The organism is Variovorax sp. GW458-11-26-14-LB1 (assembly GCF_059423965.1).
Genome location: NZ_JBWKYW010000013.1, coordinates 44,903 through 57,855, shown reverse-complemented (window position 1 = coordinate 57,855; position 12,953 = coordinate 44,903). Strand labels below are relative to the sequence as shown.

Sequence of the window (12,953 nt, the reverse complement as noted above, 5' to 3'; positions counted from 1 at the left end):
TCTTCATCCGACCACGCACTTGTCTGCGCCTGCGACAAGCACCTCCAGCACCGCGGACCACTTCACGTGACATCGGCAAGGAGGCCGGTGCGATGATCGGAGCCGTAACTGGTGTGGTCGGCGGCATCTCTGGGGCGCGGTTTGCGCCGACCCTCATGGCGGTGACACGCGCAGCCCGGGGCCGACAAACACCAGGCCCGCGGCCTCGATGCGTTCCAGATACCCGCCGGTTCAGGACTTCACGGGAATCAACAACGATGATAGGTATCGGAAAAGCGTTTACTAGTCAGTCCGCGCATAAAGAGTCAGCATCGCCGTGACGGTCCGGTCAATGAGGGCCGAGACTTCCGCCTCGGTACCGCCACTTCCAGGTAGAACGAGTTCCGGCCAGAAAACCTGACCGGCAATCGTCGCAAGAAAACTCCGGGACGCGGCAAGAGCATCTGGCACGACCAGAACTCCGGCTTTGACCTCTGCAGCGAGATAGTCGCTCAGCCATCCAACGAAGTGGCCTTCGCCGTTGTCGAACAGCATCTTGCCTAAGCCCGGGAAATGGAGCGTCTCCGCGATGATCAGGCGGTAGATGGCGATCATTTCCGGCGCGCGAAGGCGCTGGGCGTAGGCCATACCCAGCCCAGTCAGAACAACACGTGGGTTGCCGTAGGGCACCTCTTCTTCACGCGTATTCCTGACATTCCAGAACTCGTCGACGATCGCCTCAAGCAACGCCGCCTTCGTGGGGTATCGCTTGAAGAGCGTTGCCGTCGAGACTCCGGCACGTTTGGCCACCTGCTGCAATGAGGTGCGTTCGTACCCCTGTTCGAGGAAGAGGTCTGTCGCCGCTTGCACGGCCGCCTGTCTTTTTTCCTCCTTGACCCGCTGATGGTAGGTCCCTTCGCACATCTGCATCGTCATCTTGCCGCGCCGGCAATCCTTGGTTAACACATAACCCCATAAATATAAGGTAAGTCGCTCGCCTTGACATCCATTTGACTCTGTCGTAAATTATGGTGAGTCACTTAACTTACCTTGTGGTGTTGTTCTCGATCACCCCCATGGAGGCCACTGAGCGACACCCCAGGCTGGGCTCTTGCCGATCCATTTTTCAAACCGGACCACTCACTCAAGGAATCCCCGCAATGTCAAGAATCTGGCTTGTTACGGGCGCGGCCCGCGGCCTCGGCCGCTCCATCGTCGAAGCAGCCCTTGCCGCAGGCGACCGTGTCGTCGCCGCTGCACGGAGCCCCGGACGGCTCGCCGCATTGGAAAAGACGCACGGTGGCAATCTGCGCACCTTCGCGCTTGATGTGCCGGACGCGGATGCGGCCGAGGCAGCGGTTGACTTCACGGTTCGCACCTTCGGCCGGCTGGACGTCCTGGTCAACAACGCAGGCTTCGGCCAAGCTTCCCCCTTCGAGCAGATCAGCCTTGCCGATTTCCGTGCTCAGATCGACGTCAATTTCTACGGTGTGGTCAACCTCACCCACGCCACCCTGCCGGTGATGCGCAAGCAGCGCTCTGGTCACATCATCAACATCTCGTCTTCCGCGGGACGCTCGGCGATTCCCGCGATGACTGCCTACACCGCCGCGAAGTGGGCTGTGGGCGGCTTTACAGAGGCGTTGGCCTTGGAAGTGGAGGCACTCGGAATCAAGGTGAGCGCCGTTGAGCCGGGCGGATTGCGTACCGAGTGGAGCACCATCGCCAGCAGCGCTTTGCCCGAACTGTTGCCTGAGTACCAGGCAAGTGTGGGGAAGGTTCTGGACGCGCTGAAGAACATCTCCGGCCATGAGATGGGGGATCCTGCACGTGTTGCCAAGGTCGTGGTCGATCTCGCCGGTCTCGATGTCCTCCCGACCCATCTCTTGCTGGGCAGCGATGCCTTGCATTGGGTCGGCCTGACCGAAGGCGCGCGGCAAAGGTCCGATGCCGAATGGAAAGAGGTGAGCATCTCGACCAACTTCTCTGCGGATGTCGACCTGTCTCATCTTGTCGGCTTCAAGGAAACCTGATCTTGGAAGTGACTGCGTTGACTGTGAGGCGTCAGCAATGCTCGTCCAGTGGCCTGTCGAACGACTCCTGGCTGGGTTTGCCGGGGCTGTGGCGTCATCTCTGCGACCCGTCAAACGCGACTGCCAGCCGTATCGCAATCGTCGATAGCGGGCAGGACACCCCCAGTCAGTCAACTCGACGCAAAAGTACGAGGCACCGTTTCGATGGCGAGATCGCCTTGGCATCCCGGCTCTCGTCGCTGCACCTTCCAATTCCCTTCTATCACGCCCGATCCTTCTCGGAGCTCTGCCTATGCCCAAACTGAAACGTCGCCACTTCGTCCTCGGCACAGTCGCCGCGATCAGCGGGCTTGTCGTTGCCTGGTCCGCCTCACCCATGCGGCCACGGTTGATGGGGGATGAGCCATTACCAACCACGACACCTGGTCAAGTCGCTCTCAATGGATGGGTCAAGGTGTCGCCGGACAACACAGTGACACTGATGATGGCCGCGGCCGAGATGGGCCAAGGAATCCATACGGGCTTGGCGATGCTGCTGGCCGACGAGATGGATGCCAACCTTGGACAAGTACAGCTCGAACAGGCAGGCTACGACCCGATCTACAACAACCAGGCAGTGATCCTCGACGGCCTGGCGATGTTCAAGCCGGACGATAACGGTCCTGTGAAACGGGGAACTCGCCATATGGCGAGCAAACTGCTGCGCGAGATTCCCGGACTGTGGGGCAGTGGTGGTTCATCGGGCATCGCCGATCAGTGGATGCCACTGCGCGAAGCGGGAGCGTCGGCCCGCGCAATGCTTGTAGCTTCGGCGGCTGCGGCGTGGAACGTGCAGGCGGCGGAATGCGAGGTTGCAGATGGTCGCGTGTCGCATTCGGCCTCGGGCCGCAGTGCAACTTTCGGGGAGCTTGCCGCACGGGCGGCCACGATGGCATTGCCCACTTCGGTCATTTTGAAGAGACCATCGCAGTTTCGACTGATCGGGCAGCCCATGCACCGCATCGACACGGCGGGCAAACTCGATGGCTCTGCCGTGTTCGGGGTCGATGCGCTACCGCCCGACGGACTGCTCTACGCGAGCCTCACGATGTGCCCAACGATCGGTGGTCGAGTCGCGCGTTTCGACGATACGGTCGCGCGCGGATTGCCGGGCGTACACAAGGTGGTGAAACTCGAACCCGTCGGGGGAGGAGTGGGCTCGGGCGGCATAACGGCTGGTGCGGTGGCGGTGATTGCCGACACACCGTGGCACGCGATGCGAGCCCTGGAGAAGGTGACCATCGAATGGGACCACGGCTCGGCCGCGAGCGTGTCGAGCCGCGGGCTCATCGATGCGCTGTCGCAAAGTCTGAACGCTGCCGACGGAAAGGCCGACGTACACCTCGAGGCGGGTGACGTGAAGGCAGCGATGGACTCGGCCGTGAAGACAATCGAGGCCGAGTACCGCGTGCCCTTTTTGGCGCATGCGACCATGGAGCCGATGAACTGTACCGTTCAACTGAAGAACGGCGCTGCCACCGTTTGGACCGGCCTGCAGGGGCCCGGCTTGTTCCGCGATGGCATCGCGAAGGTATTGGGCATTGATGCGTCGAAGGTTGACATCAGGCTCACATACCTGGGCGGCGGTTTCGGGCGGCGCTACTTGGCAGACTTCGCTTTCCAGGCGGCAGCATTGGCTCGCGAAACCGATGGCGTGCCGGTGCAACTGATGTGGTCGCGCGAGCAGGATATGACGCACGACTACTACCGCCCAGCCTACGTGGCACGCAGCAAAGCGGGTTTTGACTCCCAGGGACATCTGGTGGCTTGGCAAGTCGACACGGCGGGTTCGAGCTTGGGCGCTCCGGGCTTCATGAGTGCAGCGGCGGAAGGAACTGCGACCACTGCGTACCGGGTCGCCAATGCGCGCGTTTCGCACCGCACCATGGAATCCGCCGTCCCGGTTGGTGTCTGGCGTTCGGTCAATCATTCGCAAAATGGCTTTTTTACCGAGAGCTTCGTCGACGAATGCGCGCATGCCTCGGGTCAGGACGCGGTTGAATTTCGAAAATCTCTGCTCGCAGGCCCCTCCGAAGAGCGGCACCTTCGCGTATTGACAAGCGTGGCTGAGCTCGCGGGGTGGGGTAATCCGTTGCCGCCCGAGGCCGACGGCACTCGTCGCGCGCGTGGATTGGCTCTGCATCGAAGCTTCGGCAGCGTGGTCGCACAGGTGGCCGAGGTGGCCGTGACACCCGACAAACAGATCCGGGTTCGCAAGGTGTACTGCGTGGTCGACTGCGGCACGGCAGTCAATCCGAATCTGGTTCGTCAACAAATGGAAAGCGCAATCGTCTTCGGCCTGTCCGCCGCTCTTTACGGCGAGATCAGCATCGAGCGCGGGCAAGTGCAGCAGAGCAACTTTCATGATTACCCGCTGCTGCGCATGAACGAGTGCCCGGAAATCGAGATCAAGCTCATGCCGAGCACCGAGCCGCCCACCGGAGCAGGCGAGCCAGGTACGCCGCCGGTGGCCCCAGCCGTAGCCAATGCGCTGTTTGTGCTCACCGGGCAGAGGCTACGCACACTCCCATTGCGATTGCTGTGAACGGCCCCAAGGACACACCGAATTCACCGCCAGAAGCCTCACGAAGCATCAAGGCGATGCCAAACGGCTCCGACGAACCCAAGAACAGAGGATTCCAATGACCACCACACTCCAAGTAAACGGCAAGGCCACGACGATCAAGGCGGAACCCGACACACCGCTGCTTTGGGTTCTGCGCGGCGAGTTGCACATGACAGGCACCAAATTTGGGTGCGGCAAGGCTCTGTGCGGCGCATGCACCGTGATGCTCGATGGTGAGGCGGTGCGCTCGTGCGTGACACCGGTATCGGCCGCGCAGGGCCATGCAGTGTCAACCATCGAAGGTGTGCGGGGGGCGCAGATCGATGCGCTGCGCCAAGCCTGGACGCGACTCGACGTGGTGCAGTGCGGCTACTGTCAGAGCGGACAGTTGATGTCGGCCTGCGCGCTCCTTAAAAAGATTCCGAAGCCGAGCGACGCGGAGATTGATGAGGCGATGAGCGGCAACATCTGCCGTTGCGGTACCTACCCACGCATCCGTGCCGCGATTCATCTTGCGGCGAGCAGCTAGACAACGGAGCCCACAGCGAGGCCGGCATGTCATGCCCCTTGACCCACACCACACATCTTTCCGCGCAGGCCCACAGAAACCTACGCTCGGCGCACTAACCTGGCGCAGTCGGTTGCGATGGCTTCTGGCCCTCCCGTTCGTTCTGCTCGGAATACTTTTGCTGTTGAGTGATGCGCTCTATCAGTGCGCAGCATCCGAGGCGCCTGAGTTTCCTTTTCCCACATGCAAGAAGGTTTGGGGGCATCGCGGCTTTGCGGCAGCCGGCGGTGAAAACAGCTTGCGGAGTGTGCAGACGGCCTTCAACCGGGGAGCGAAAGGTGTAGAGATTGACATCCTCTTCGATCGTGAGCTGAACGACTTCGTCGTCTCTCACGATCGGCCATATACCTTGTTCGAAGGGCAACCACTGAAGTTGGAGTCGGTGCTGTCCATATACGCAGGCGATGGCTTCTTCTGGCTGGACGCAAAGGACCTGCGCAAGCTCTCACCCATGACTGCGTATAAGGCGACGCGACGACTTTCCGATCTTATCCAGCGCTATGGGCTCAATGAGCGGGCTTTTGTGGAGTCGAGCAACGCGCTGTACCTTTCCTGGCTGGCCCATGACGGCATCTACACGAGCTATGCAATAAGTCCCAATGATCGGGACTACAGCGCCGGCCTCTACAAGCTCAATGCAGCCTTCATGAAGCTCGGATATGCACTTGTGGGAGCTGGCGCCATCTCAATGAATGCATCCCGATACACGCCAGTTGCCGCCGCGACCTTCGACAAATCTGCGGTGTTGCTCTCTACCGTGAACGACATCGGTCTGCTCCGGCATCTTTCCGCGCGCCCCGAGGTGAAAGCAATCCTTTCCGACGATGACCACTACACGATTTCCGCTTGCACTAGCGAAGAAACGCAATAAAGCATGCGGTCGTGCGCATGAGCGCATGCAAGTCGCTCGCCTCGCTGGCCGAAGCCAAGTCCCCGTCGACGCCGCCGGCAATGCCGCGCGCGCCCGCACGCTGCAGGCGACCGGCGCCCGGAGCCAGCAGCAGATCAACCGGTACCAGACCACCGAGCAGACCACCAAGGCGCGCGTCGAGGTGGCCGAAGCGGTGTTGGCGGCGCAGCAGGTGTGCGGCCGCAACACGCAGGTGCTGGAGCCCGACGACGGCGTGATCTCGACGCGCACCGGCACGGTGGGCAGCGTAGTGGCTTCGGGCATCGAGCCGTTCCGGCCGATCCGCCAGGCGCGGCTCGAATGCCGTGCCGAAGTCACCTCGGCCGAGTTGGGCCGCACCGCGGTCGGCACGCCGACCTTCGTGGTCAGCATCGCGCAAATGCATGGCGCAACGATTGAGACTGGAGACGGAATCGAGGGGCGAGGATTCGCCATCAAGATCGTGTTCCCTGTCCCAGAGCCGAACAAAGGAGAGAGATCTTGATTCGCAGACTTCAGTGGCCTGCGATTCTGATCGCGGCTTTGGCGGTCTCCTCGGCAGGCTGCCAAACAGCACCGGTCATCAGCGTTGAAGCGGGACGAGTGAAAGCGCTGGCGGATGTGGCGAGATCGGAAGCGCCTATGGCCTCCGGGCGACCCGGACCGCGCGTGGCACTGGTACTGGGCGGTGGCGGCATCCGGGGGTTCGCCCATGTCGGCGTTCTTCAGGCGCTCGAGAAGGGCGATATCAGGCCGGATATCGTCGTTGGAACTTCCGCCGGGGCGGTGGTTGGCGCTGCCTATGCAAGCGGTCTTTCCGCCGAAGAGATCGATCGAGCGGCAAGCAAGCTCGAGTTGTCCAATCTCCTGGACTGGACGCTAGATCGCCGAGGCTTCATTCGCGGTAACGCGCTTGCAAAATGGGTAAGCAGCGTGGTGCGTGTCTCTTCCATCGAAGACATGCCTATCCGCTTCGCAGCCGTCGCGACAGAACTCCCGAGCGGAACCGCGGTCCTCATAGATCGCGGAGACGTCGGTTCCGCGATCCGCGCCTCGGCTTCTGTTCCAGGTGTGGTTGTCCCGATGGCCTACGGCAAGGGAACGCTGATCGATGGAGGCATTGCCAGCCTGGTTCCGGTGCGATTCGCCCGTGCACTTGGGGCGGATATCGTCATTGCGGTCGACGTCTATTGCAATGGCCCCAGCTACCCTGGAACGGGCATGCTGACGATCATGGTGCAGGTCACGCAAGTTCAAAGTTGCATCATCGGTCGGCGAGAGCTCGCCGAGGCGGACGTACAGATCGCACCGGCCGTCGACGCTTCACAGGGCACAAGTGTCGAAGCGCGACGGATTGCAAAGGAGGCCGGGTTCGCAGCAGCAGAGGCTGAAATGCCGATGCTGGCCCGCAAGCTTCATCAATGGCGTTCTGGGCTTGCCACGTCCACCGGGGTTGCAAATTTCAGGGGTTCCGATCTGCTTCGCCATTGAACAGAATCTACGGCCCCGTTCGCACGTGTTGCGTGCATACAAACGGCGTCGTTTGTTAGCCCCTATGACGAGATGAGCCAGAGTCGCGGGTTGTGTCGAAAGTCAGGTGAGCCGGGTGAATTTCGCTCGATCGCACTTGAGCGTAAGACTGGCGAATAGTTGTGGTGGCGCAGTCCGGCGTCGGGGCGAACACTTCATGAATCGCGCGTAAGGGATGTCGAGTGCAGCCTCTCTACATCAGACTTCAGATAAAAGGGAATCGAGGTCATCTATTGAATTTCCGGTTCTGGCCGACTTTAGCCGGTCGCGTAGCGGTCTCGAAGGCCCACTTCGATCAAACGGTGCTTGCGTCCGCGTTGATGATCGGCGAAGGGAAAGCCCAGGCCCCATATGGCGGCGCAAGGAGGCCGTCTCGAAGGCGAGGCCTGCTGGAAATCCTTACTTCCGCTGTGCGACCTGAACACGGTTTGAAGGACGGGGGCTGGAGATGGCAACGACGAACTGGACAGCGGAGCAGCCTGAAAAAAACGGCGCCAGGGCTGGAGATCCGGTGGCTCAAGGTGCGAAAGCATTGGTTGAACGCTTTCTGCTTCTTCTCGATGAGAGAGCATCTCGAGCCCTCGATTCTTGGCTTTCACTGAAAGCGCTGGGTGCCCCATCGGCGTGTCTTGAACTTGATGCCCGAATCCATTTTCATTAAGTTGATTGCCTTGTAGTTGTTTTCTTGATGATGGGTAAGTCTTTTTTCCTTCAATCACGGGAAATCTGAAAGGACATTGGAATTACATGTAGAGACGTTTAGCGCCATGTAGTTACGCTCGATTCCAGCAATTGCCACCTTCAGGCAATGCACCTAATTCAAAAGAGTTAGCGAGGGAAATCGACATGACTTTCGACGTTGATGCCGTGCACGGCAGCCGACTGCGTGCCCGAATCAAGCGCTTCGCGCTCTACAGCGCATCGGCGCTTACATTGCTGGGCGCCTCCGGATGGGCGCAGGCCGGATGCTCCTTGAACTTCACTTCGCCGGCCAAGGGCGCGAAGGTCACCTCACCCAACATCACGGTGTACGGCACCGGCGGAGGCGATGCCACCACAGGCGATGCCGGCACGGTGACCGCAACGTTGAATGGCTCGTCCTTCTTCAACTATTCCGGTTCTTTCACTGCCGCCGTATCGTTCCTCCAAGGGCGCGGCGTTCCCGTGACGCTGCGCCCCGGACCGAACTACCTCGCGGTTTCCGGCAGTGTCGGTGGATGCGGTGCCTCGGACTACATGACGGTCTACTACGACACGACCGATCTCGCGCCGCGCAAGAACAAGGGAGATGGCACCGAACGCAACGGGCCGCAGTCGTGCGCAGGCAATCCCATCAACTTCGCGATGGGCATCAAGGTGCAGGAGGAAGAAGACTTCCGCAGCGCTTCCACGCATTACCCGCTCAGGTTCGCGCGTGTCTTCAACAGCGCGGATGGCTACTGGCGGTATTCGTACGCCACGCGTCTGCGGATCAGTGCCAGCGAGGTCGTGCTGCTGCACGCCAATGGCCGGGAGTCACCATTCGCGCGCAGCGGATCGACCATCACGCCCGATCCCGATGAGTTGGGCACGCTGTCGCAGAACGGCACGGGCTGGCGCTATGTCGACCCGGACAACACGCAGTACGAGTTCAACGCCAGCGGACGGCTGACCAAGCAGACCCACCCCTATGGTTGGGCACACACACTGACCTACGGTGCCAATGGTGCGGTCACCGTGGCGGACGGCTTCGGAAACAGCTTGAGCTTCACCGAGGATGCGCACCTTCAGCCCCGTTCGCTGACCACGCCCAACTTCAGCGTTGCTTACAACTACGACGCGCAGAACCGGCTTGTGTCCGCCGTCAAGACGGCGGGTGCGGACGTTAAGACCCGCACCTACCACTACGAGAACACCACGCATTCGCGCTTTCTCACGGGCGTGACGGATGAATCTGGTGCGCGCTACGCCACCTACGCCTACGACACCTTGGGCCGTGCGATCAGCACCACGCACGCGGGCAATGCCGAACTCACGCAGGTGGCCTACAACGCCAACGGTACGACCACCGTGACCGATTCGGTCGGGCGCGCGACGACGTACCACTACGTCATCGTCAACGGCGTCAAGCGCATCTCGCAGATCCAGGGGGAGCCCGCACCGGGCTGCCCGGCCAGCAACTCGTCGTTCACCTACGACAGCCGCGGCTTGCTGTCGAGCCAGACCAACGCGACCGGCAGCGTCACCAACTTCACCTACAACACGCGAGGCTTGGAAGCGTCTCGCACGGAGGCCTTCGGTACGCCCGAGCAGCGGGCCATCGCCACGACCTGGGATGCCACGCTGCCAGTACCAACGCTGGTCAGCCAGGCTGGCAAGGATGCGACCTACACCTACGACACGGTCGGCAAGCTGCTCACGGAAACGGTGACGGACACGGGCGGCACATCGGGCGTGGCGCGCACGAGCCAGCGGACCTACACGACCGAAGGGCTGGTGCAGACACACACCGAACCCAATGGGGCGGTCACGACCTACGCGTACGACACACGCGGGAACGTGTTGAGTGCGACCAATGCGTTGGGCCATGTCACGGCCTATACCTACGATGCCGCCAACCGACTCACGAACCAGACGGAGCCGAACGGTCGGGTCACCACCTTCGTGTGGGATGCGTTCGATCGCTTGTTGTCGCGCACCGTAGGCAGCGCTCCCGCGCAGACCACGACTTTCACCTACCACCCCGCGGGCACGCTCGCGACGATCTCGCTGCCTGCAGGACTGGTCACCAGCTACACCTATGACGCTGCCCAGCGCTTGACGGGATGGAGTAACAACCGGGGCGAGAGCGGTGTCTACACACTCGATTCGGCTGGAAACCGGCTGACCGAGCAGATCCTCAACGGCTCCAGTGCGGTGGCATGGACGACCGCGCGCACCATCAACAAGCTCAACCGCGTCGCGACGTTGACGGAAGGGGCGAACCAGGTCAGAAGCTTCAGCCATGACGCCAATGGAGATCTGATCGCCGAGACCAATGGCCTGAACCAGAGCACACAGTACGGCCTGGATGGATTGCGCCGGGTCAAGACGATCACGGATGCAGCCAATGCCACCGCAACGCAGAGCTATAACGCCCTCGACGCGATCACTGCGGCCCAGGATTTCAAGGGTGTGGCGACAACCTACGGCCGGGACGCCTTGGGCAATGTCACCACCGAAGCCAGTGCGGACAGCGGCGCCCGCAGTCGTCAGTACGACAGTCTGGGATTGCCCAGCCAGGTCACTGACGCTCTGGGCCAGGCAACCAGCATCGTTCGCGATGCGCTGGGGCGACCGACCAGCCTGGTCTTCGCCGATGCAAAGACCACAACCCTACGCTACGACCTGACGGCGAACAGCAAGGGCTACCTGTCGGAGATCATCGATCGCAGCGGCACCACCGAATACACCCGGGATGCCTTCGGCCGCGTCATCCTCAAAAAGCAGACCCTGGCCAACGGCAGCGTTCAGCAGGTTAGCTACAGCTACAACCCCAGCGGCACACTGGCGGGAGTCGGCTACCCCAATGGGGCCAGCCTCGGCTACCAGTACGATACGACGGGCCGCATCAACAGTCTGAGCTGGAATGGCAATCCACTGGTCACCAACATCACCTGGAATCCGCTCGGCCAGGCGACGGGTTGGACCTGGGCCTTCACTACCAGCAGCCCACAGCTCGCGGCCAGCCGTAGCTACGACACGGCCGGGCGGCTTATCGCCACAGAGACCACCAGCTATGTGTATGACGCCGCTGGCCGCATCTCGGGTCTGACACAGTACCTGTATGGGCCGGCGGACACTGATCCCACCCATGACACGATCGTCGGCGGCGGCGTCACTTGGAGCGTGGGGTACGACAGTACTGGTCGCATCACCGGCTTCGACGCGACGTCTGGGGCGACCGACACCGCCAGCTTCGGCTACGACGCGAACGGCAACCGGACCAGCAGCACTCGGGTGGGCAACGGCCAGACAACCGGACGGAACTACACGGTGCTCGGCGGCAGCAACCGCCTCGCGGGCTTCAGCCAGACCATCAACGGCGCCAGCAATACCACGGTCACTTACGGCTACAACGCCAACGGCGATCTCACGGGCGATGGATTGCGTACGTATGGCTATGACGCCGAGGGGCGGTTGAGCACTGCCACCACAGGCGCCACCGACAGCAGTCCCACGACGCGCTATGCCCACAACGCGCTGGGCCAGCGTGTCTTCAAGACCGAACCACAGTTCCCGCCGGCGCAGGGCGACGAGACCGACCCGGGCTTCTGGAGCGGGTTGGTCGCCTTCTTCACAAAGCTCTGGAGTCCGGCGACCAGCGAGGCGGAGCAACTTGGTTACGCCTACGTGTACGACGAGCAAGGAACGCTGATCGCGGAAGTGGGCAGCGGTGGCGCGCAAAGCTCGGGACAGAGCCAATACATCTATCTGCCCACGGTGAATGGTCCGTTGCCGGTCGCGACCGTGCTCAACGGCGCGAAGCATGCAGTGCATAGCGACCATCTGAACACCCCCAGACGATTGAGCAATGACGCGGGTCAGCCAGTCTGGCAATGGCGCTACAGCGCGTTCGGCGAGGAGATGCCGACGACGGCTGCGAAGCGGTTTACCGGGCCGGAGACCATGCCCAGCACGGGCAGCACATCAGCGGCCGAAATCGTCTTCAACCTGCGCTACCCGGGGCAGTATGCGGATGCAGAGAGTGGGCTGTTCTATAACTACTTCCGCAGCTACGACAGCAGAACGGGACGATACAGCCAGCCGGATCCGATCGGGTTGGATGGAGGATGGAGCAGGTTCGGCTACGTAGACGGAAATCCGCTGAAATACGTGGACCCACGCGGACAAGTCGCTCAGATCTTGGCACCTGTGGGGGCTGGTGTTCTCGGTGTCGGCTGTTCGTTGTCCGCTGGCTGCCGAAATGCAGTGAATGGCATCGCCCGGTCTTGCGGGCGAGCCGTTGATTGGGTGAGGGACCGGATGTTTTCGGATGGTGGCGACGGGGCAGGTAACGGGACACGAGAAGCCCCAATCCCAGGCGCAACTGGTGGAGACCGAATTGGAGGAGGCCCCAGGATTTGGGACAAGCCATCGGATGATCCCGTTGGCGATGCAAATGATGACTTTGACAAGCTTTTTCCCAACGGCGATGGCGTAAGCGATAAGGGGAACGGGGTTCGCGTTGGGGTAGCGTCAGATGGTGGAAGAACGATCGTTCGGCCGGGAAGTTCAGAAGGATCGGGCAACGTTCCCACGATTGAGATACAAAATCCTCGGGGCAAACCACTGGATAAGATTCGCTATCCGCGGAACTGAAGTAAGGAG

8 protein-coding genes and 1 pseudogene are annotated in these 12,953 nt (G+C 61.5%); 8 read left to right on the top strand and 1 reads right to left on the bottom strand.

Translation table 11 applies throughout. The features are described 5' to 3' along the window. Positions 1 to 282 precede the first annotated feature (282 nt). Entirely contained in the window at positions 283 to 915 is a 633-nt protein-coding gene (locus AC07YS_RS11420) for a TetR/AcrR family transcriptional regulator (protein ID WP_495267882.1), read from the bottom strand. A gap of 224 nt (positions 916 to 1,139) precedes the next feature. On the opposite strand from AC07YS_RS11420, the gene AC07YS_RS11415 reads away from it, so the two are divergent. From AC07YS_RS11415 to AC07YS_RS11380, 8 genes and pseudogenes are all read left to right on the top strand, one after another. Further along, positions 1,140 to 2,012 carry an SDR family NAD(P)-dependent oxidoreductase gene (locus tag AC07YS_RS11415; protein ID WP_495267883.1) on the top strand — a complete coding sequence of 291 codons (873 nt, stop codon included), beginning with the start codon at positions 1,140 to 1,142 and terminating at the stop codon, positions 2,010 to 2,012. A gap of 292 nt (positions 2,013 to 2,304) precedes the next feature. Next, complete coding sequence (locus tag AC07YS_RS11410; protein ID WP_495267884.1) at positions 2,305 to 4,596, top strand: xanthine dehydrogenase family protein molybdopterin-binding subunit; 2,292 nt, start codon at positions 2,305 to 2,307, stop codon at positions 4,594 to 4,596. Between the two features lie 97 nt (positions 4,597 to 4,693). Continuing rightward, positions 4,694 to 5,146, top strand: a complete 453-nt coding sequence (locus AC07YS_RS11405; RefSeq protein ID WP_495267885.1) for a (2Fe-2S)-binding protein — start codon at positions 4,694 to 4,696, stop codon at positions 5,144 to 5,146. Between the two features lie 163 nt (positions 5,147 to 5,309). Next, the gene (locus AC07YS_RS11400; protein WP_495267886.1) at positions 5,310 to 6,056 is read left to right on the top strand and encodes a glycerophosphodiester phosphodiesterase; all 747 of its coding nucleotides are present in this window, start codon (positions 5,310 to 5,312) and stop codon (positions 6,054 to 6,056) included. 64 nt (positions 6,057 to 6,120) lie between these two features. Then, positions 6,121 to 6,483 (top strand): annotated as a pseudogene (locus AC07YS_RS11395) (efflux RND transporter periplasmic adaptor subunit); the annotation flags it as partial. 92 nt (positions 6,484 to 6,575) lie between these two features. Next, positions 6,576 to 7,565, top strand: coding sequence for a patatin-like phospholipase family protein (locus AC07YS_RS11390; protein ID WP_495267887.1), 990 nt, complete (start codon positions 6,576 to 6,578; stop codon positions 7,563 to 7,565). 487 nt (positions 7,566 to 8,052) lie between these two features. Further along, a complete protein-coding gene (locus AC07YS_RS11385) occupies positions 8,053 to 8,265 on the top strand; it encodes a hypothetical protein (protein ID WP_495267888.1) in 213 nt (70 codons plus the stop codon). A 185-nt stretch (positions 8,266 to 8,450) separates the two neighbouring features. Beyond that, complete coding sequence (locus AC07YS_RS11380) at positions 8,451 to 12,944, top strand: RHS repeat-associated core domain-containing protein (protein ID WP_495267889.1); 4,494 nt, start codon at positions 8,451 to 8,453, stop codon at positions 12,942 to 12,944. The last annotated feature ends 9 nt before the right edge of the window (positions 12,945 to 12,953 follow it).